At 43.0% G+C, this 20357-nt stretch carries 19 protein-coding genes and 1 pseudogene; 9 read left to right on the top strand and 11 right to left on the bottom strand.

All coding sequences use genetic code 11. From position 1 onward, the window contains the following. Positions 1-917: 917 nt before the first annotated feature. From perR to P343_RS37865, 3 genes and pseudogenes are all read right to left on the bottom strand, one after another. Positions 918-1397 carry a peroxide-responsive transcriptional repressor PerR gene (gene perR / locus P343_RS36050; RefSeq protein ID WP_023511794.1) on the bottom strand — a complete coding sequence of 160 codons (480 nt, stop codon included), beginning with the start codon at positions 1395-1397 and terminating at the stop codon, positions 918-920. A 304-nt stretch (positions 1398-1701) separates the two neighbouring features. Continuing rightward, positions 1702-2169: a thioredoxin-dependent thiol peroxidase gene (gene bcp / locus P343_RS36045; protein ID WP_023511793.1), complete on the bottom strand. Its 468-nt coding sequence runs from the start codon at positions 2167-2169 to the stop codon at positions 1702-1704. A 33-nt stretch (positions 2170-2202) separates the two neighbouring features. After that, a pseudogene (locus P343_RS37865) lies at positions 2203-3203 on the bottom strand (zinc-binding dehydrogenase). Positions 3204-3358: 155 nt separating this feature from the next. On the opposite strand from P343_RS37865, the gene P343_RS36035 reads away from it, so the two are divergent. The 8 genes from P343_RS36035 (at position 3359) to P343_RS36000 (ending at position 10688) form a co-directional block, all read left to right on the top strand. After that, positions 3359-3985, top strand: coding sequence for an NUDIX hydrolase (locus P343_RS36035; protein WP_023511792.1), 627 nt, complete (start codon positions 3359-3361; stop codon positions 3983-3985). Between the two features lie 447 nt (positions 3986-4432). Then, positions 4433-5728 carry a glutamate-1-semialdehyde 2,1-aminomutase gene (locus P343_RS36030; protein WP_023511791.1) on the top strand — a complete coding sequence of 432 codons (1296 nt, stop codon included), beginning with the start codon at positions 4433-4435 and terminating at the stop codon, positions 5726-5728. A 123-nt stretch (positions 5729-5851) separates the two neighbouring features. Next, positions 5852-6916, top strand: coding sequence for an FUSC family protein (locus tag P343_RS36025; RefSeq protein WP_023511790.1), 1065 nt, complete (start codon positions 5852-5854; stop codon positions 6914-6916). A gap of 180 nt (positions 6917-7096) precedes the next feature. Next, positions 7097-7435 carry a lmo0954 family membrane protein gene (locus P343_RS36020; RefSeq protein ID WP_023511789.1) on the top strand — a complete coding sequence of 113 codons (339 nt, stop codon included), beginning with the start codon at positions 7097-7099 and terminating at the stop codon, positions 7433-7435. A gap of 81 nt (positions 7436-7516) precedes the next feature. Continuing rightward, complete coding sequence (locus P343_RS36015) at positions 7517-8152, top strand: PspA/IM30 family protein (RefSeq protein ID WP_023511788.1); 636 nt, start codon at positions 7517-7519, stop codon at positions 8150-8152. Positions 8153-8282: 130 nt separating this feature from the next. Then, on the top strand, positions 8283-9014 hold the full coding sequence (gene liaF, locus P343_RS36010) for a cell wall-active antibiotics response protein LiaF (RefSeq protein WP_023511787.1): 732 nt from the start codon (positions 8283-8285) through the stop codon (positions 9012-9014). Beyond that, the gene (locus P343_RS36005) at positions 9011-10063 is read left to right on the top strand and encodes a sensor histidine kinase (RefSeq protein WP_023511786.1); all 1053 of its coding nucleotides are present in this window, start codon (positions 9011-9013) and stop codon (positions 10061-10063) included. The genes liaF and P343_RS36005 overlap by 4 nt, the downstream gene beginning before the upstream one ends. Next, positions 10056-10688 carry a response regulator gene (locus P343_RS36000; RefSeq protein WP_023511785.1) on the top strand — a complete coding sequence of 211 codons (633 nt, stop codon included), beginning with the start codon at positions 10056-10058 and terminating at the stop codon, positions 10686-10688. The genes P343_RS36005 and P343_RS36000 overlap by 8 nt, the downstream gene beginning before the upstream one ends. 156 nt (positions 10689-10844) lie before the next feature. Here the strand turns inward: P343_RS36000 and P343_RS35995 are convergent, their stop codons facing one another. From P343_RS35995 to mutY, 7 genes are all read right to left on the bottom strand, one after another. Then, a complete protein-coding gene (locus P343_RS35995) occupies positions 10845-12446 on the bottom strand; it encodes an ABC transporter substrate-binding protein (protein WP_023511784.1) in 1602 nt (533 codons plus the stop codon). A gap of 109 nt (positions 12447-12555) precedes the next feature. Next, entirely contained in the window at positions 12556-13392 is an 837-nt protein-coding gene (locus tag P343_RS35990) for an ABC transporter permease (protein ID WP_236620383.1), read from the bottom strand. A gap of 88 nt (positions 13393-13480) precedes the next feature. Further along, a complete protein-coding gene (locus P343_RS35985; RefSeq protein ID WP_023511782.1) occupies positions 13481-14485 on the bottom strand; it encodes an ABC transporter permease in 1005 nt (334 codons plus the stop codon). Positions 14486-14589: 104 nt separating this feature from the next. Further along, complete coding sequence (locus tag P343_RS35980; RefSeq protein WP_023511781.1) at positions 14590-15558, bottom strand: ABC transporter ATP-binding protein; 969 nt, start codon at positions 15556-15558, stop codon at positions 14590-14592. A 15-nt stretch (positions 15559-15573) separates the two neighbouring features. Next, complete coding sequence (locus P343_RS35975; RefSeq protein ID WP_023511780.1) at positions 15574-16545, bottom strand: ABC transporter ATP-binding protein; 972 nt, start codon at positions 16543-16545, stop codon at positions 15574-15576. A 210-nt stretch (positions 16546-16755) separates the two neighbouring features. Beyond that, positions 16756-16911, bottom strand: coding sequence for a gamma-type small acid-soluble spore protein (locus P343_RS35970; RefSeq protein WP_023511779.1), 156 nt, complete (start codon positions 16909-16911; stop codon positions 16756-16758). 45 nt (positions 16912-16956) lie between these two features. Next, the gene (gene mutY / locus P343_RS35965; protein ID WP_023511778.1) at positions 16957-18036 is read right to left on the bottom strand and encodes an A/G-specific adenine glycosylase; all 1080 of its coding nucleotides are present in this window, start codon (positions 18034-18036) and stop codon (positions 16957-16959) included. 168 nt (positions 18037-18204) lie between these two features. On the opposite strand from mutY, the gene P343_RS35960 reads away from it, so the two are divergent. After that, the gene (locus tag P343_RS35960; RefSeq protein WP_023511777.1) at positions 18205-19194 is read left to right on the top strand and encodes a metal-dependent hydrolase; all 990 of its coding nucleotides are present in this window, start codon (positions 18205-18207) and stop codon (positions 19192-19194) included. Positions 19195-19307: 113 nt separating this feature from the next. On the opposite strand, the gene P343_RS35955 is transcribed toward P343_RS35960, so the two are convergent. Beyond that, positions 19308-20123 carry a RecX family transcriptional regulator gene (locus P343_RS35955; protein WP_023511776.1) on the bottom strand — a complete coding sequence of 272 codons (816 nt, stop codon included), beginning with the start codon at positions 20121-20123 and terminating at the stop codon, positions 19308-19310. Positions 20124-20357 lie beyond the last annotated feature (234 nt).

The following is a 20357-nucleotide window of genomic DNA, read 5'->3' as shown; positions in this document are numbered from 1 at the left end:
TTCATAAGATCCATAGCAATTTTGAATTTATTAGGGGTTTGCCCTTTTAAATCACGCTTGGCTTTTGTTTAGTTTTCAAGGAACATTCAAACAGCAACTCGATTATTATAACATCTTCTGTCGATCTGTGTCAACAACTTTTTTTGATGAGCCGTTAAAACAGAAGGCTTAGTAATCGAGGCGTCTAAAAAAGACAAGAAGTATTATAACACGGAAAATCCGATCATGTCAACATCGTATTTACTTACTCATTGACTTATTCAGACATAATCCGTCATCGTTATGCAAATTCTTGTAAAAGACAACGTCAATTAATTTATCACGGATCCTACAAATCGTCAATACCAAAATAGAAATTCTTAAAAGGTTATAACAGACGCTTGATCTCAACAAGATGGAATCTCCTTTTATAAAATCATCCATCAGCTTTAGCGCGAACAAATGAGAAGACCGCACCCGCAACTATTGGACCGAGAATATCTGCCAATGAAGTGGACAATGGCTCCAAGGATTTCAATTGACGTATAACACGGTTTGTCCTCCAATCGCGACACCACTAAATAGGTAACACTGAAAATACTCGTATTTAAACCAAGCGGCCCAACCATGACCAATACCATCGAATAGCGCTACTTGACCTAAAGCCGGAAAGAACGCGATATAGACAACAAGCAACACAACCTAGCTGTGTACGTATCATCACCTTATTGCAATCATAATGATCGGCGAGAACACAGTTCCAATTAGCAGCGCGCATATTTCTTATTTCTCGTGCATAACTCCTGACGCACTGATCATAGATCCACAAGTCGCTATTGGATAATTTCCTAGACAATAAAAAAGTGCCGCAATAGATCATTACGGCACAAAAAATTGAATGCTGTACTTTATGCGACAAACCATGTCATATGACCAAATTATCCTATGGTTGTTTCATGTTCCAGCTTTGATGGGTTTTCTGATTCATTTTTTTGACACTCAGGACAAGTACCATAGACTTCAAGCCGATGATGATCTACTGTAAATCCGGTAACTTGAGCTGCCAATTCTTCTACTTCGTCAAGTCCCGGATAGAAGAAATCGACAATCTTTCCACATTTACTACAAATGACGTGATAATGACGTTTCGTAGAAAAATCGAAACGGCTTGATGCATCGCCGTAGGTTAGTTCTTTGACTAATCCCGTCTTTTTAAAAACACGCAAGTTATTGTATACAGTCGCAACACTCATGTTAGGAAATTTGTGTTCAAGTGCTTTATAGATTTCATCCGCGGTTGGATGTGAATCGGAAATCACCAGATATTCAAGAATCGCATGACGCTGCGGTGTAATACGCACACCGGAGCTTTTTAGCATCTCAATAGCATGATCCACCGTTATTGTTTTTTCGCTCATCGTCATGCACCTCGCTTTCAGCAATATTGATTATCAAAATCAATTATCAGATTAAAATAGTTACAATTACATTTTTAGTTTACATTGTTAAAGCTTGTCCTGTCAACGTTCAGCACTTCTGCATCTTCGACAAACAAAGATAATAGCCTTATTTTACCTCTATATAGAAATAACATGCATTTTGAATACCGATCATTTTGGATCAATAAGACGTAAAAAAAAACGAGAGACAGTGCTCCCGATTTTTTCATTTGAATATCCTTTTTGAGAACATTATCCTTATACAGTTCAAATCGGATAATGATTATGCCAAATTCTCTCTAACATATTGAAAAACTTCATCGACATGTCCGGCTACCTTCACCTTAGGCCATACTTGCGCTATGATTCCTTCTTTATTAATAACAAAAGTCGAACGGACAATGCCCATCGCCTTTTTTCCAAAAGTAGTTTTCAATTGCCAGCTGCCATATTGTTCAGCAACCGCATGTTCAGGATCAGAAAGAAGTGTGAATGGCAAGGTGTGTTTTTCCGTGAATTTCTGGTGCTTTTCCACAGGATCCGGGCTAATGCCAAGGACAACTGTATTCAATTCTTCAAAGCGGCTGTTCTGATCACGAAAATCACAAGCCTCTGTTGTACAGCCTGGTGTCATGTCCTTCGGATAGAAATAGAGAACAACATTCTTTCCTTTATAGTCTGACAAAGACACCTCATTTCCTTCTGTTGCTTTTAATGTAAACTCTGGTGCTGTAGTTCCTGCTTCTAACATTTGGCATAACCCTTTCCATATTTGAATTTAATGTTATTCACGAATGCGAATCGCAATTTTACCGAATTGACTTGATTTGCTCAAATAGTTTAAACCGTCGGCCGTATCTTCTAAAACGAAGGTTCGATCCACGATTGGCCTAATTTTATGGCTCTGAAATAAATCGAGCATTTCGTAAAACTCTTCGATGCTCCCCATTGTTGTTCCGTAAAGGTTCCACTGATTATAGAAGAAACGGCGCAAATCTAATGAAACCTCGTCACCTGCAGACGCTCCAAAAGTGACAATTGTTCCGCCTTTCTTAAGCAAATCAAGCGATCTGTTGAAGGTTGCTACCCCAACACTTTCAATGACCAGATCCACTTTTTCTCCATGCAAACTCTGTTCCCAATCTTGTCCATTTTCCAAAAGCACATCTGCTCCAAGCCGCTCTGCTTTTTCCAGTTTCTCAGAACTTCTTGATGAGACAATGACTTTTGCCCCTACAGCTTTGGCCATTGGCAGCATATACGTAGCTACACCGCTGCCGATTCCAGGAATAAAAACAGTTTCCCCTTTTTGAAGTTTTCCTTTCGTAAATAGAGCTCGATAGCCCGTTAAAGCGGACAAAGGCAGCACTCCTGCCTCCTCCCATGACAAGTAACTCGGTTTCGGAGCAATCTGATTTTCTGAAAGAACAATCTCCTCTGCCATTGTTCCGTGATCCGGTAATCCGAGGATTTCAAAATCATCCGGTGGAGCCGGAGTTTTCCCTTCCATCTTAAACTCGGAATAATAACAACTTCATCACCGACGTGAACATGAGTCACATTTTCGCCAACTTCGGATACAACACCAGCTCCGTCTGAGCCTAAAATTAAAGAAGGATCTTCAGGGTTGTGACGCAGCGTGACAAATAAATCACGGTGATTAAGCCCGGCAGACTTAAGTTTAACTTTTACTTCTCCAGGACCTGGAAATGAAAGATCGGCAAAATTAGTGACATAGTGAACGCCGGATAAACCGGCACTGCCTTCATGAATGATTGCCCTCATGGAATCGCCATCCGTTCATAATCATTTACTTCTATAATCATAACCCGATCGTACATTAAAGGGAACGATTGTGCATTCATCGCTAGGAGAATAAGACGCTACCTGTTAAAAATGATAAAATATACAGTGTAGACTGTTTAATTGTAGGTGATCTTATGGATATAGAGAGCATTGCACGACGAATCGAGAATGACGAAGCAATTATAGGCGAGGATACCGCGAAGAAATCCGCTGTATTTCTTCCTCTCATTTATAAAGAAAATACTTGGTCAATTTTACTTGAAGTCCGAGCAGCCCATCTCAGGAGACAACCCGGAGATATTTGTTTTCCTGGCGGACGGAGTGAAAAGATCGATGGATCATTGAGGGAAACGGCGATTCGAGAAACATGCGAAGAACTCGGCGTTGCGAAGGAAAACATAAATGTTATTGGGAGGATGGGGACATGTATCTCTACTTCCGATTTATTTATCTACCCTTTCGTTGGCGTTATTGAGCATTCGGAAACAATTCGACCAAATCCAGGAGAGGTTCAGGAGACCTTCGCTGTGCCTCTTCCCTGGCTTATGAAGCAAATACCTGAGAAGCACACATTGACATTTTCAGTTGACAGGCAAGCCGACTTCCCTTTTGAACGTATCGTCTCCGGTAAGGATTATGCGTTTCGCGCACTCCAGATCACTGAGCCCTTTTACGATTATCAAGGGAAGACCATTTGGGGGCTAACCGCTCGCATACTCGAGCACTTTGTGTTTTTAATGAATCACAGGATGTTTGATTAATCCTCAATCTATAATTGCCTTTGCTTGTTATTTTCCACACGGTATTGGATACTAAAATATAGTAAAAGAGTCTGTTCGAAAAGGAGGACAAAGGGGATAGGTTTACAGGCTAAAAACGCAACATCCTGTTGCAACGCCTGCACTAGCCCATCCTGGGCGTCGCAAGAAGGTCAAGGAAACGCAGCTTTGAGCCCCGGAGCGTACTTCTACAGGATGTAGTGACTTCAACGTTGCATACAGGACGTACGCGTTTTTAGTTGAAGTTCCCCTGTTAATACGTGAGGAGCGGAAAAGCAAGTTGACACAGAGAACTTCCGCAGGATGCGGTGACTTCTGCGTCATGCACAGGACGTGCATGTAATTAGCAGAAGATCCTTCTTACCCTTTCCCGGACTTTTCGAACACCCTCTAAAAATGAATTGATAGGTTTAAGGAGAGATTAGTCACATGAACATACAGACTTCTGAAAAGCTTTATGAAGAAGCGCAGCAGCACATCGTCGGCGGTGTCAACAGCCCTTCGCGCTCTTATGCCGCAGTTGGCGGCGGTGCCGCTGTATTTATGAAAAAAGGAAAAGGCGCTTATTTTTGGGATGAGGATGGCAATCGTTATATTGACTACTTGGCAGCATACGGTCCGATTATCACCGGATTCGCACATCCACATATCACCGAAGCCATTCAGAAGCAAGCGGAACTTGGTGTACTCTATGGAACGCCGACTACATTAGAGACGAAGCTCGCCGTCATGCTGAAAAAGGCGATTCCTTCTTTGGATAAGGTACGTTTTACAAACTCAGGTACTGAATCCGTTATGACAACGGTTCGTGTTGCCCGGGCTTATACCGGCAGAAAAAAAATACTGAAGTTTTCCGGCAGCTATCATGGTCACTTTGACCTTGTGCTTGTTGCGGCCGGTTCCGGTCCTTCCACGCTTGGTTCTCCCGATTCAGCAGGTGTTACCGAGAGTACAGCAAATGAAGTCATTACTGTGCCTTTTAACAATGTGGACACGCTGCAGCAAGCGTTCGAGAAATGGGGATCAGACATTGCAGGTGTGCTTGTCGAACCAATCGTCGGCAATTTCGGTATGGTCATGCCAAAGCCAGGATTTCTTGAAGCGATAAATGAAATTGCTCATCAAGCAGGCGCAGTCGTGATCTTTGACGAAGTCATCACAAACTTCCGTTTCATGTACGGCGGCGCGCAAAATTATTTGGGCGTGACTCCGGATTTGACCGCAATGGGCAAAATTATCGGCGGCGGTCTTCCAATTGGTGCCTACGGCGGCAAGAAAGAAATTATGGATGAGGTAGCGCCTCTTGGACCTGCTTATCAGGCCGGAACGATGGCAGGTAATCCACTGTCCATGGCAAGCGGTATCGCTTGCCTTGAAGTTCTGCAAACCCCAGGCATCTATGAAGAAATGGATCGGCTTGGCAAGAAACTTGAAGACGGCATTTACTCGATCAACGAAAAGTATCGTCTTCCTATTGCGATTAATCGCATTGGCGGAGCGATGACTTTGTATTTTTCGGATCACGAAGTCACAAACTATGATGAAGCAAAAGCAACCGATAGCGAAATGTTCGGCCGGTTCTTCAAATATATGTTGGAGAAAGGCGTCAATCTTGCGCCTTCAAAATACGAAGCATGGTTCCTGACTACCGAACATACCGAAAAAGATATTGACGAAACGCTCGAGGCTGTGGATTACGCATTCGCTCAGCTCGCCAAATCTTGATGCGATCATGAAAAAGAGGGCGGCTCCGGCTGCTCTCTTTTAATATACTTTTGTAACGGGAATAGTAATGGTGGTTTTCTCATCACTGAATCACATGAATGCTCTAAAAGGAGGTTGATTGTCATGCATTTGGGTGCGCGTAGTCTAAAAACAGGTGTTGCTGTAACAATCGCATTAATGGCCGCGATTGCCCTTGGCATGACACCCCCCATCATGGCTGGAGTCGCGGCTGCGATGACAACACATCCCTCTGTCCAGCGCTCCTTGCGCGCCATGGTCCAGAACATTTACGGAAACTTCATCGGTGCGCTGATTGCTGTCGTGGTGGTCATCGTCTTCGGTGATCAGCCGATTGTCGTTGGACTGACTGTCGTTTTTGTCATCGCACTGCACCTTAAGTTTGGCCTTCATCGTACACTGACTCTGACCATGGTGACGGTCATTTTCATCATGTCCAGTGGGATGACGGACAACATGCAATTCCTGTTTGAAGGCATCCGAAGATTCTCAATGATCTGTATCGGCGTTGTATCGGCGACATTAGTCAATTTACTGATCTTCCCGCCGCATTATGAACATACCCTTTATGAGCAAATTCTTGAACAGACAACCATGTTATTTAAATGGACACGGTTGCTCAGCGGAGGCGCATCGGATAATACAAAAATAAAAACTGAAATGGCAGCCTTCGACAGCAGAAAGCTGAAGATCGAGAATTACTACCATTGGTATAAAGAAGAACGTCTCTTCAGTAAAAAATTTCTGCTCGTCAAGCTGAGGCGTACGGTTATTTTTCGGGAAATGATTACAGCGACAAGACTCTTGCATCACGCATTGAATGAACTTGATCGTAACGAAAACACCTATCGTTTGCTGCCTTCCGACTTTCGGGAGACGTTGCGGCTTCGACTGAGTGGCTTGATGACTTATCACGAACGCGTACTGCTTAAATTCGATGGTAAAATACGGCGTAAACGCCACGAAGAACAAGCAAAAAAAGATTATTGCCATAGCTCGGAGCTTGCGAGTACCTTTTTCTCTTTTTTCACGCAAAACAAAACGGATGATTGGCTTGATGTCTTGCCGCTTATTTCAACAATAATTGATTATAGCCAGCACGTTGAACATCTTGACCAACTTGTCTCCAGCTTTCAGACCTATCATAAAAAAATCAATCAAATCAACTAACCCCTAACAAACCGTGTCCCTGAGACACGGTTTTTACTTCCACAAGACGTGAGTGACGTCGACGTTCACGATGTGCTGAAGGCGTATAAGTCCAAAGGCTTACTCCAAGATACAGCTTCGGCTCATTATCCGACTCCCGTTCCTTTTGTATCATTAAGTCATGGAAAGGGGGATCACACAATGAAAAAATTCGCACTGTTCCTGCTCGGAGCCATCAGCTTGATCGTCCTGCTCACACATGTTGGGTCGCTGATCGGACTCCTCGTCAGCCTGGCTGTTCTCTACTTTGCTTTCAAAAAGTTCAGCCGCGCAGGATCTACCGGAGGCAAAATTCTATGGGCAACCGTAGGCATTATCGCTCTGTGCTTCTCACTCGGCAATGTCCCTGCAATCATCGGCATCGTCGCGCTGGTAGCTCTCTACTTTGTGTATAAAAATTGGAACAAACAGCAACGTGATGACCGTGAACCGGAAGATCCATTCGACCACTTTGAGAAAGAATGGAAGGAAATCCGCTAATTAGTCAATAAAATATGGACCATGTTCAAAGAGGCGGCCACACCGAACTTTTTGAGCATCCACTAAAAGGAGCAACCTACTATGAGTAATCTATTCACTCGATTAAAAGACTCAATCTCAGCTGATCTCAATGACCTGCTCGATCAAAAAGAACAGAAAAATCCGATTGCTATGCTAAATCAGCATCTGCGCCGTTGTGAAAAAGAAGTAAAGCGGGTACGCGAACTGATCGACCGACAGTATCTGCTGAAGGATCAATTTATTAAAGAATATCATCAGTCTACTGAAATGGCGGCAAAGCGGCAGCATCAAGCTGAAATCGCACAGCGTGCTTCGGAAACAGAACTCTATACGTTTGCTTTAAAGGAACAAGAAGATTACGCGCAAAAGGCTGAACGTCTAAAAAGCGCTTATGATACAACAGTTAAGCAACTAGATCAGTTAGAACAGAAATACGCAGAGATGAAACGCAAATTGAAAGATATGTATCTTAAGCGGATGGAGCTGATGAGCCGTGAAAACATCGCAAATGCCAACCACCGCATCGATCAGGTGATTCAGCCTGAGCGTGCATTCGGACAATCATTCTCCAGATTTGAAGAAAGTGAAATGTATCTTGAACAATTGGAACAGAAGGTTAATACCAATTATCATCAAAATACCATCGATGCGCGCATTCGTGAAATCGAACGTCAACTCGAAAAAGGCAACGCATAAGGGACAAAAGGGATATGAAATGTAGCTAGCCTGTCCCATATAAGGATGGTAAAATGGAAAAAGGTGTGCAAGCGCCTTTTTTCAGTACATAAGAAGCTGAACTGCAGCGAGAAAGGCAGATGATCCATCTATGTTTGAGCAACTGAAAAACGATAAATACAGCTGGCTCATCATTGTCTGCCTGTTTCTCATTGTTCTTCAAACGATGTTCGACGGCTGGGGTTTTCTATTCCCAGGGATTCTGTTCGGTGCGATGCTTTACTATGGTCGAAACAACAAGCACACACGAAAAGGAAAAATCTTATTCTGGATCGGCTTGATCGGACTTGGATTCACGATCTTGAATCTCCTCGTGTTTAAGATGATTATCATTGCTCTCTTCATCTGTTTTCTAATTGATTTTATTCAAAGGAAAAGGCATCCAAAACGAGTGATTCCTGACTTCGAAGATCCATCAATGAACAAAGCAGACAATGTAACGCTTCTATCTTCTCTACTTAAGAACAAATGGTTCGGCCATCAGGAAACGCCTAATCAGGATTATGAATGGCAGGACATTAATATACAGACAGGTGCAGGCGATACAATCATTGACCTAAGCCATACCATTCTTCCCAAGAAGGAATCAATCATTTTCATCAGACAACTTGCCGGCAGAGTACGCATTCTTGTCCCATACGGTGTGGAGGTGTCGCTTCATTATTCAGTGGTTTTAGGTCAGATTGATTTCTTTGACCATCATGAAAGTCAGTTAATTCATGAATCAAGAGCACTTCAGACAAGCGATTATGCCCAATCAGAGCAAAAAGTAAAAATCATGATCTCCGCTCTTTTCGGGAGCCTGGAGGTGCGGCGCGTATGACAGCTGTAAAACGGCAAGTCACCATCGGTATTATTTTCGCGCTCGCCTGCCTGCTTCTCTTTTCTCTTGTATTCTTTTTCGCCTTTCCGCCTGCCGGATGGTCCATGCTCTGGAAGCAGCAGATTTGGCATCTTCCATTCGTGTTTATCGTCCCTATTCTTGCGCTGTTCTTCGGAGCTTTTGTTGGACTCATGTCAGGACTTTACTGGCGCCAGGTATTCATCACTCTGGATGATACGCTTGAGAAAGTGGAACAGGGTAAAACTTTAGCTTTATCTGAGGATCACCGTTCAGGCCGCTCATGTGAAGTACAGAACATTTTACGACATGCCGAAAAGATTAGCATGCAAATGGGGAAACTGACTCAGCTCACCCAGAAAACCGCAAACGAAACAGCAGAAATTGAAGAAAAGGCAATCCAAAAGATCGTTTCCGAAGAGCGCAATCGACTTGCGCGTGAGCTGCACGATTCGGTCAGCCAGCAATTATTTGCTGCCTCAATGCTCATGTCAACAATCAATGAATTGCGGCCGGTATCTGATGATATGGAAAGCCGTCAGCTGAAACTTGTGGAACAAACCATACATCAATCTCAACTTGAAATGAGGGCGCTTTTCCTTCACCTTCGTCCGGTTCAATTGCACGGCAAAGCATTGAAACAAGGGATGGAAGAACTGCTTCTTGAATTAAAGCAAAAAGTACCGATGAACATTAATGCGACCATTGAACCTGTTCATTTAGAACGGGGAATAGAAGATCAACTCTTCCGGATTTTACAGGAATCCGTTTCGAACACGCTCCGCCACGCAAAAGCGCAAAATTTGGACGTCCTGCTTATTAAGCGTGAAGCATTCGTCATTTTACGTGTTACGGATGACGGCGTTGGTTTCCAACCACAATCAGCCAAACCCGGTGCATATGGGCTTCAGAATATGAAGGAACGTACGGCGCAGATTGGCGGCCAAATCAAATTGGTCAGCGTGCCGGATAAGGGGACAAGTTTGGAAATCAAAGTGCCGATACTTGAAGGGGATGAAAACCATGATTAATGTTGTTTTTGTAGATGATCATGAAATGGTGCGCATTGGTGTTTCTGCTTATCTTTCCGCACAACCGGACATTAAGGTCATTGGTGAAGCAGACAATGGCCGTGACGCCATTGATCTTGTTCTTAAATTAAAGCCGGATATTGTGCTTATGGATCTAGTAATGGAGGAAATGGACGGAATCGAAGCCACAAAACGCATAGTCGAGAAATGGCCGGATGCTAAAATTATCATTGTCACGAGTTTTCTCGATGATGACAAAGTCTACCCTGCTATCGAAGCTGGTGCGACTAGTTACCTTTTAAAAACGTCAAAAGCCAGTGATATCGCCAAGGCGATCCGATCAACCTACAGCGGCCGGTCCGTGCTCGAGCCCGAAGTGACTGAAAAAGTAATGGCAAGAATGAAAAACAAACAAAGCAGGCCTCTGCACGATGAACTCACGAATCGTGAAATGGAGGTTCTCCTGCTCATGGCTAGAGGAAAAAGTAACCAGGAAATTGCAGATGAACTATTTATCGCCTTGAAAACGGTCAAGGTACATGTCAGCAACATTTTGAGCAAGCTGGAAGTTCAGGACCGTACTCAGGCAGTTATCTATGCATTTCAGCACAATCTATGCCATTAATATTAGAAACCCTGGCTTCGCCAAGCATTTGATGCAGACGAAGCCAGGGTTGCACTTATACTATTTTCCTCAAAAATCTAATACTTATTGTATAAAAAATCCCGCCAATCCATTAGGATCAGCGGGATTTTTTAGATAAAGCTAGAAAATCTTCAATTATTTAATCGTTACACCTTCCAGAGGTTCACTGCCTGTTGGGCTTGGCAGATATCCGGAAATCGTACTCTTTCCAACAAGAGCGGCTTTTGCATATTCAAGAGGAACCCAAGGAGCATCCTCATGGATGATTTTCTGTGCTTTTTCATAGAGAGCAACGCGTTTCGCGTCATTTGTTTCTGTTTGAGCAGCGATCAGAACTTTATGCAGTGGTTCACTCTTATAGAAAGACAGGTTGTTTGATCCGGCACTATCCTTGTCAAGAAGTGTATAAAGGAAGTTGTCAGGATCTCCGTTGTCACCGATCCAACCCATCAGATACATTGGGGCGCCACCCTTTTGCAGCTTCTCAATGTACGATGACCATTCTACGTTTTCAATCTTAACTTTTACACCTATTTTACCGAAAGTTGCTTGAATTGCTTCAGCAGTCTTTGCAGGTTGCGGCATGTAGTCACGTGGGTTAGACATCGTATAAAGCGTTGTCGTGAATCCGTGTGGATAACCCGCCTCAGCAAGCAGTTTTTTCGCTGCTTTCAAATCAAAAGGGTAATCCTTGATACTCTTGTCAAATCCAAGCAGAACAGGAGGCATTGGGTTTGTCGCTGTCTGAGCTTGACCATTGTAGAACGCCTTGTTTAGCGCTTCTTTGTCAACAGCCATGTTCAACGCCTGACGAACTTTTTTATTGTCAAACGGCTTCATTGTTACGTTAAATCCAAGATAAGCTACGTTCATCGGCGGACGATAGGAAACATGAAGGTCTTTATTACCCTTCAAACCGTCGATATCACTCGGATTCAGTCCGTCCATGAGATCAATTTCGCCGTTCTTTAACGCGTTGAGACGTGCGCTGTTATCCGGAATGACTTTAAATACAATGGAATCCAGTTTTGGAAGTCCTTTTTTCCAATAATGTTTATTCTTAACCAGAGTAATGGTATTGTTCTTTTTCCAGTTTTTAAAGAGAAATGGGCCGGTACCTACGGCAGCCGAAGTGCCAAACTTGCTGCCGTATTTCTTGATTGCAGCCGGGCTGGCGATTGCGAATGGAGACATCGCAAGGTTCTTCAAGAATGGTGCAGAAGATCTTTTCAGTGTAAAGACTACTGTGTTTTCATCTGGGGCAGTGACACTCTTGATTACTAAGCCGGCATCACCTTTATAACCGCCGAACATTGATGGGAAGTAAGCAAATTTGCCTGATGCCTTTCCATTCATCCAACGATCAAAGTTGTAAACAACTGCGTCCGCATTAAATGCAGTCCCATCTGAAAACTTAATGCCCTTATTCAGGGTGAAGGTGTACGTTTTTCCGTCACTGCTGATTTTCCAGCTCTTTGCGAGGCTTGGTTTCACATCAGTTGACTGATTCTTGTAATCATAGGCAACCAAAGTATCATAAATATTCTGTGTGACCCTGAACGATTCACCATCTGTTACTACAGCCGGATCAAGAGATGTAGTATCAGCACCACGGCCAAAGACGAGTGTCTTGCCGCTGTCGCTAGACTTGCTTGACGAACTGTTGCCGCAACCCGTGAGCGCCATCGCTAAGGCGATGACCAGAGCAAGCGTCAAGCTCAAATACTTCTTTTTCATAAATATCCCCCTTACAATCTTTAAATCTATCTAGGAAATCTTTAACATTGTAACTCTTATTTTGCATCGGAACAATATAAATAGTAAGACAATTTAAAAAAGAAAGCTATTAATTTTTCATGCGCGGATCCAGCGCATCACGCAGACCGTCCCCGATCAGGTTAAAACCAACGACGACGAGTACAATGGCTAGTCCGGGAAATAAAACAGTCCATGGAGCATTCTGAATGTATTCTCTAGAATCGGACAGCATTTTCCCCCATTCAGGAAGCGGAGCCTGGGCTCCCATTCCAAGAAAACCTAAACCAGCTGCATCAAGAATGGCGGTCGCAATATTTAATGTGCCCTGAACAATGATCGGTGCAAAGCTGTTCGGCAGGACATGATGAAAAATAATACGCATGTCTCCCATTCCAATTGATCTGGCAGCAACAACATATTCTTCTTCCTTCACGGTTAACACTCTTGAACGCACCAATCGCCCGAACACCGGAATATTCACAATAGCAATCGCAACGAGCGCGTTGTTCAGAGATGGCCCAAGAATTGCAACGATCGCGATAGACAACAAAATGCTTGGAAAGGCAAGCAAGATATCAAATATCCGTGAGATTACAACATCAAGGAACCTTCCGAAATACCCGGCAATAACGCCAAGCAGTGTTCCTGCAATAATGGATCCGACAACAGACAGGAATCCGACACGCAGTGAAAGTCGCGCGCCAAAAACAATTCTGCTGAAGATGTCACGTCCAAAATCGTCAGTGCCGAACCAGTGAGCAGCAGATGGAGGTTGCAGTCTTATCCCTATATTTTGGTCATTAATACCCTGCGGAGCAATAAAGCGTGCGAAAATGGCCAAAAGGATAAAGAAAACGACAATGAATGTTCCTGCAATGGCAGGCTTGTTCTTTCTGAAAGCCTTCCAGAATTCGCCAATTGCCATGATCGTTGGGCTAATATCCTTAACAGTGGATTGCTCAGGCTGCGCCTGGGAAGCTTGTGGCATCCTTCACCCCTTCTTTCTTAAGTTTTTAGCGGTACTTAATCCGCGGATCAAACAGCCCATACAAAAGATCGACGATAAAATTGACCATAACGAAAATGAAGGCAATGACAAGAATACCTGATTGAATGACAGGATAGTCGCGGTATTGAATTGCGTTATAAATATACAGTCCAACACCTGGCCATCCAAAGATCGTTTCAGTCAAAATAGCTCCTCCAAGAAGGAGACCAGTCTGCAGCCCGATCACAGTGAGAATCGGAATAAAAGCATTCTTCAAGGCATACTTGTACACGATCCAGATCATGCGCTGCCCCTTAGCCTTTGCTGTACGAATATAATCAGATTTCAGCACTTCGAGCATACTGGATCGAGTCATGCGTGCGATAATTGCAGTCGGGATTGTTGCCAGAGCTATTGCAGGTAGGATTAAGTGACGGATAACCATCCAGAACTGATCTAAACGCCCGCGCAGCAAAGTGTCTATCAGGTAAAGATTAGTAATCGGATCGACACTGTTTCGAATATCATCCCGGCCAATTGAAGGAAGCCACTGCAATTTGATCGAAAAACCCCATTGTTCCAGCAGGCCCAGCCAGAATACAGGCATCGAAACACCAATCAGTGCGAGAATCATTGCCGTGTAATCCAGAAAAGAATTTTGTTTCCATGCGCTGATAATTCCTGCATTAATCCCTACGAACACGGCAATAATCATAGCTACAAATGAAAGCTCGATGGTTGCAGCCAGATGCGGCCAAATTTCACTGGAGATCGGAGAATTTGTTTGGATCGACGTTCCTAAGTTCCCACTCAAAATATCTTTTAAGTATGAAAAATATTGAACATACCAAGGATTGTCCAATCCAAGTGATCGGTTTAAGCTGTGTATCGCTTCGGGTGTTGCCTTCGTTCCAAGAATCGTCAATGCCGGATTTCCTGGTATGGCGTGTATGATCGCAAACACTATCAATGTCATTCCTAGTAGAACCGGAATGAGCATGAGCAACCGTTTAATTGAGTAATAGAACAAATAATTTCACCTCTCTTGTGATACACATTAACTTCGGTCCAAGGTGCTGTTTCATTTGCATCATCAGCATTTTGTGCTGCATATTCATGCACCACAAAATGTGTTTAATCAAATAAGTGGCAAGAGACCATTCTGCCGTCTTCTAATGTTTTTAAGTGCGGCCTTTCCTTCGAACAAATGTCCATCGCTACCGGACAGCGATCATGGAAAGCGCAGCCAGAGGGAGGATGAGCCGGACTTGGAACATCACCTTCAAGGATGATACGCTTTGTTTTAATTTCCGGATCAGGTACCGGTACTGCAGACAGTAATGCCTTTGTATAGGGATGATTCGGATGATTGTAGAGATTCTCACTCTCGGAAAGCTCAACAATTTTACCAAGATACATAACTCCGACACTGTCGCTGATATGGCGTACAACACTCAAATCATGTGCAATAAAAATAAAAGTAAGATTAAACTTTTTCTGTAGATCCTTAAGAAGGTTTAGAACCTGGGACTGAACGGAAACATCCAGTGCAGAAACCGGTTCATCTGCGATGATCACTTTGGGCTGAACAGCTAGCGCTCTCGCAATTCCTATTCGCTGGCGCTGTCCACCACTGAACTGATGCGGGTAGCGCCTTGCATGGTAAGCACTTAGCCCGACTAGTTCCAAAAGTTCTTCCACTCGCTTTTGACGTTGCTTCCTGTTCCCCATTTTATGGACAATCATCGGTTCCTCAATAATACGACCGACCGTATGACGAGGATTTAGCGATGCAAAAGGATCCTGAAAGATCATCTGTATATCTTTTCTAGCCTTTCGCATATCTCTTTTGGAAAGATTCATGATATTTTTACCTTGAAACATAATCTTTCCTTCAGTAGGCTCAATCAAACGCATGATCATTCGGCCGGTTGTAGATTTTCCGCAACCCGACTCGCCTACAATTCCTAGCGTTTCACCTTCACGGATAGAAAAGCTAACACCATCCACAGCTCGAACAGTTTCGGAAACTTTTCCAAAGCCCCCACTTTTAATTGGATAATATTTTTTGAGATTTTCAACTTTCAACAGCGGTTCGCTCATGGACGGGACTCCTTTCTACGCTTTCTCCTGATGAAGAAAACAGCGTGATTTATGACTATCTCCCAACAACTCTGGGGTGTTTACTCGGCATTTGTCCATGACAAATTCACATCGAGGTGCAAAGAGACACCCTTTATGGATGGAGCCGGGCTTAGGAACGCTTCCTTTAATTGTATGAAGATAATCCTTTTTCCCATATAAATCCGGAATTGATTGAATCAGTCCCTCTGTGTATGGATGCTTTGGATGATTAAAAATATCCTTAACCAGTCCTTCTTCAACTACTTTGCCGGCATACATGACAACAACACGGTTGCACATTTGAGCAACAACGCCCAAATCATGTGTAATCATAATAATTGCTGTGTGCGTTTCCCTGTTGAGTTTAATCATCAGATCAAGAATCTGAGCCTGAATTGTTACATCAAGGGCTGTTGTCGGTTCATCAGCAATCAAAACTTTAGGATTGCATGACATCGCCATAGCGATCATCACACGTTGTCTCATTCCTCCTGAAAGCTCATGCGGATATTCTTTTAAGAGTTCCTTTGCCCTTGGAAGACCAACCAATTTCAGCAATTCCACCGCACGCTCAGTCAAAGCCTTTTTCGAAAGATGATTATGTAAACGAATGGCTTCCATTAATTGCTCACCAATTGTAAAAACCGGATTAAGCGAGGTCATCGGTTCCTGGAAAATCATCGCAATATCATTTCCACGCAACTTTCTCATTTTCGATTCTTTTGCATGGCTGATGTCTTCACCCTTATAAAAAATATGCCCGCCTACGATTTTCCCAGGAGGGGAAGGTAGCAATCCCATAATTGAAAGAGAAGTCACGCTTTTTCCGCAGCCAGATTCACCGACAATTCCGAGAATTTCGCCTTCATTTACAGAAAAATCGATGCCATCCACTGCCGGAATCTCTCCGTCATCAGTAAAAAAGGATGTCTTTAGCCCTTCAACCTTTAAAATAGCTTCGCTCATTATTCTACTCACCTCCTTTTTCTTGGATATTATACCATTTTGTCACATGCTCGTTGATTTTTTATATCGTTATGTAAGATTTTTTTACATGAAAATTTAAATTTCAACCGTTTTTTATTAAATTATAGATCGTGGGCCAATTCATAAAAAAAGCTAAACAAAACGCTCTGTCCATAACCTGGACAGAGCGTTTTCCGTTGCTAAAGGTGATTACTGCTTGTTTTGCTGCGACTTCTGGTTTTGCTGGCGAACTTGTTGTGCATTTGTTTCGCTACCAAATTCACCGCTGAATTGTCCGGATTTGGACTGGGCATTTTGTTTTTTTACTTGTTCCACATCTGTGCCCGCATTCGTATTCTTAGCCATTGAGTATCACCTCCACCACCATAATCTAGCCAAAATAAAGAAAAATTATGTATGATTCTGTCGATTTTTTTTAATCCATTCAATAACTTTCTGATGTGCTACTGGGAATGGATAATTATTAAGCTCAGTGAAAGGCACCCACTTTTGTCTTTCTCTCAAGCCTATTTGATCCAATTGCCAGCCTTCGAGCAGAGATAAGTTCCAAATTAAATGAGAGAAACGGTGTGTATAAGAAAAAGGCTCGCTTACAGGAATCACATTTGCTCCATATCTCGTTTGAATATAGGAAGCCCTTTGATGTTGGTCCTCATATTCATCCAGTGCCACCATTGGAAATTGCCACATTCCAGCCAGTAGACCTTTCTCCGGACGCTGCTCAATCAGATAACGCCCTTGCTTGTCCGTAATGAGCAAAACCGCATAGTTCAGCGTCCGAGGCTTGGATTTACCGCTTTTCACCGGATATTCAAGCTGTGCGCCTTCATCATATGCAAGACAAAATTCATTAACTGGGCATTGTTCACAATCTGTTTTTTTCGGCCGACAAATCATCGCGCCAAGATCCATCAGACTTTGATTAAATGCTGAAGGATCTGTTTCCGCTATCAATTCACTCGCAAGTTGTTCAAATTTCTTTCTCGTTTTCTGCTTAGAAATATCGTCATCGATTAGAAAAACACGTGAAAGAACGCGCATTAAATTGCCGTCAATCGCCGGTTCAGGCTGACTGAAAGCCATGCTCAGCAATGCTGCTGCGGTATACGGACCAATCCCGTGAATGGAAAGTAACTCTTCTTTGTTGTCCGGCAACTGGCCATTATATTTTTCCACAACCTCACGAACCCCGCTTTGAAGGTTACGGGCGCGTGAGTAATAGCCGAGTCCTTCCCAGCATTTCAGCACCTCCTGCTCCGGGGCATCAGCCAATACATCAGGGGTTGGAAAACGGCTGATAAATTGGTTGAAATAAGGAATGACGGTATTTACTTGAGTCTGCTGAAGCATAACCTCGGATATCCATATATAATAAGGATTATTTGTTTCTCGCCAAGGCAAGTGACGTCCTTTCTGATAAAACCATTTGAGCAGGTTATGATTAAATTGCCTTATTTGCTGTGCGTCCATGTATTTCAACCTTCCATCTAGCCCATTTTTTATGTGAATTTTTCTATACAAATTACCATAAATATCCCTTCCATTATCCTTGAATTTGTGTGACAATGAAAGCAGATTCTCTTGATACTGTCGTGCATTGAAAAAGCAGATTGTTCATAAGGGAGGACAATGTTTTTAATGGATACAGCGACTCATATTGTTATGGGATTTGGCTTAGCTGGTTTAGCGACTCTTGATCCCGCCGTTGCGCAAAATCCGCTGACTTATCATGCGGTAATGATCGGCGTTGTCGCGGGTTCGGTGATTCCTGACATTGACACGGTTCTTAAATTAAAAGATAATGCAACATACATTCGCAACCATCGCGGAATGACGCATTCACTTCCTGCGACGATGCTTTGGCCGTTTATTCTTACGGCAATTATTCTTGCAATCGTACCCGGGGCAAATTTGAGTCATCTGCTACTTTGGACATTGTCAGCTGTCTCTATTCATGTGTTCGTGGATATTTTCAATGCTTATGGAACACAAGCTGTGCGGCCGTTTACTTCGAAATGGGTCGCGCTCGGGACAATAAACATTTTCGATCCATTTATTTTCAGCATGCATCTTTTAGGTTTTGCCATCTGGCAGACGATCGGGCATCCAGGCATTACATTCGTCCTGATCTACTCGGTAATCTCTGTCTATTATGTCTTTCGGGGTGTTTATCATAGAAGTACGATCAACTACATTAAGCGACGAATACCCGGCCTCACGAAAGTTTATTTGTCGCCAACCATGCGCTGGTCGCATTACCATCTCGCAGCAGAAAGCGACGCTCACTTTTATGTAGGAAAAATAAACGGCCGTAAGTTGCATTTAATTGATCAATTTGACCGTAAGCCGATTGACTTTGATAATCAATTGATTCAATCAGCTGCTCAGGATAAAAATGTTCGCGCGTTTCTCTCGTTTTCTCCAATCTACCACTGGGAAATCAGCGAACGCGGCGGCAGAAACATCATTCAGTTCACTGATCTAAGGTACTATTCAAAAGGAACCTACCCATTTACTGCAACAGTGTGGCTCGATAAGAATCTGAGCGTACAAAGTTCTTATACAGGCTGGGTGTTCAGCGAACAGAAATTGCGTAAGAAATTGGTGCTTGCGCGTGTGAACTCCTGATTGATAATCGAGTGTTCACTGCAAATACTTCTTCAGATAAAAAAGATCTCCTGTTATATAGGGGATCTCTTTTTTTTAACTGATTAACTCAACCTCAATCTTGCGCAGAATCATTATTCCGCACTGCTGGTCCTTTCACGCAAAAAAGAATCAATTGCGTCCAATGGAAAACCCTTCTGATACAGATAATTTTTCACTTTCTGAGTAAAATCTCTTCCAGAGAATTTTTTATATTTTTGCATCGCTTTCTCAGCTTGATGAACCAAAGCATTCTTTTCATTTTCTTCAAGAAAGTCCGTGATTTCATTGAGGACCTGATCACTGATGTCCCGGGAATAGCCCCTTTGCATAAGCAGCCTAGCTAGAACAAGCCGCGCTTCAGCTCTCGATTTTTTATTTTTTACTGACGACGCCTGTTTGGTTAAATATTTTCTCGCGTGTTCCACCTGCTCATCATCAGGAAACAGCGCATCTGCCTGTGACGCTATCTCTTGAGCAACACCGGCCTGAATGAGCTCCCTATAGATAAGCTGCGGTCCCTTTGTCGATGTTCGGATACGTGTGCGGACAAATGATATGGCAAATTCATGATCGTTCAGCAATTTTTCCTTCTGCAAACGCTGAATCGCGTAACTGACTTGCTGATTACCGAACTGCTTCTTTTCCAAGTACTCTCTCATCTCATGAATACTATGCATGCGGTACGAAAGATAACGCAGTCCGGCGTTATAAGCGCGAATACCTGATGCCTCGCTTCTAAGCAGTTCAGATTGTTCTCGAGATAATTCAAGCCCCTTATGCAGTCCTTCACGTACCAGAATGTCTTCGTGAACACTCAGAGTCGCGGTCTGTTCGTTCTCTTCAGAAATATCAATTTCGAAAAATCCCTGCTCTTTCTCGTTCGTCCGTATTCTGGTAATAACCGCCATTGATCAAGCCTCCAGCACTTTTATCAATATCATATCATAAACGAAATTTTTCGTTTGGAAAAAGCTAGAAATCCTAACCATGATTTTTATCTCAACCAGCCTGCTTTTATCATTTGCTTATTGATACAAAAAAAGAGAGGATTCATTTTAAACTGGTACCTGTAATTAGGACACTTGAAAAAGAGTGTTTTACCTACAGGTATTTTTTTATATACTTGAATTTCAAGGATATGG

The sequence above is a fragment of the Sporolactobacillus laevolacticus DSM 442 genome, from assembly GCF_000497245.1.
Taxonomy (GTDB): Bacteria; Bacillota; Bacilli; order Bacillales; family Sporolactobacillaceae; genus Sporolactobacillus; species Sporolactobacillus laevolacticus.
The sequence above is the reverse complement of the archived record's forward strand: the minus strand, read 5'-3'. Positions and strand labels throughout refer to the sequence as shown.

Excerpts from the sequence above, each read along its gene's own strand:
- P343_RS35990 (WP_236620383.1), bottom strand. The coding sequence starts at position 13,392 with ATGGCAATTGGCGAATTCTGGAAGGCTTTCAGAAAGAACAAGCCTGCC.
- P343_RS36005 (WP_023511786.1), top strand. The coding sequence starts at position 9,011 with ATGACAGCTGTAAAACGGCAAGTCACCATCGGTATTATTTTCGCGCTC.
- P343_RS35995 (WP_023511784.1), bottom strand. The coding sequence starts at position 12,446 with ATGAAAAAGAAGTATTTGAGCTTGACGCTTGCTCTGGTCATCGCCTTA.
- P343_RS36020 (WP_023511789.1), top strand. The coding sequence starts at position 7,097 with ATGAAAAAATTCGCACTGTTCCTGCTCGGAGCCATCAGCTTGATCGTC.
- P343_RS35960 (WP_023511777.1), top strand. The coding sequence starts at position 18,205 with ATGGATACAGCGACTCATATTGTTATGGGATTTGGCTTAGCTGGTTTA.
- P343_RS35975 (WP_023511780.1), bottom strand. The coding sequence starts at position 16,545 with ATGAGCGAAGCTATTTTAAAGGTTGAAGGGCTAAAGACATCCTTTTTT.
- P343_RS36030 (WP_023511791.1), top strand. The coding sequence starts at position 4,433 with ATGAACATACAGACTTCTGAAAAGCTTTATGAAGAAGCGCAGCAGCAC.
- mutY (WP_023511778.1), bottom strand. The coding sequence starts at position 18,036 with ATGGACGCACAGCAAATAAGGCAATTTAATCATAACCTGCTCAAATGG.
- P343_RS36000 (WP_023511785.1), top strand. The coding sequence starts at position 10,056 with ATGATTAATGTTGTTTTTGTAGATGATCATGAAATGGTGCGCATTGGT.
- P343_RS36015 (WP_023511788.1), top strand. The coding sequence starts at position 7,517 with ATGAGTAATCTATTCACTCGATTAAAAGACTCAATCTCAGCTGATCTC.
- liaF (WP_023511787.1), top strand. The coding sequence starts at position 8,283 with ATGTTTGAGCAACTGAAAAACGATAAATACAGCTGGCTCATCATTGTC.
- bcp (WP_023511793.1), bottom strand. The coding sequence starts at position 2,169 with ATGTTAGAAGCAGGAACTACAGCACCAGAGTTTACATTAAAAGCAACA.
- P343_RS36025 (WP_023511790.1), top strand. The coding sequence starts at position 5,852 with ATGCATTTGGGTGCGCGTAGTCTAAAAACAGGTGTTGCTGTAACAATC.
- P343_RS35955 (WP_023511776.1), bottom strand. The coding sequence starts at position 20,123 with ATGGCGGTTATTACCAGAATACGGACGAACGAGAAAGAGCAGGGATTT.
- perR (WP_023511794.1), bottom strand. The coding sequence starts at position 1,397 with ATGAGCGAAAAAACAATAACGGTGGATCATGCTATTGAGATGCTAAAA.
- P343_RS36035 (WP_023511792.1), top strand. The coding sequence starts at position 3,359 with ATGGATATAGAGAGCATTGCACGACGAATCGAGAATGACGAAGCAATT.
- P343_RS35970 (WP_023511779.1), bottom strand. The coding sequence starts at position 16,911 with ATGGCTAAGAATACGAATGCGGGCACAGATGTGGAACAAGTAAAAAAA.
- P343_RS35980 (WP_023511781.1), bottom strand. The coding sequence starts at position 15,558 with ATGAGCGAACCGCTGTTGAAAGTTGAAAATCTCAAAAAATATTATCCA.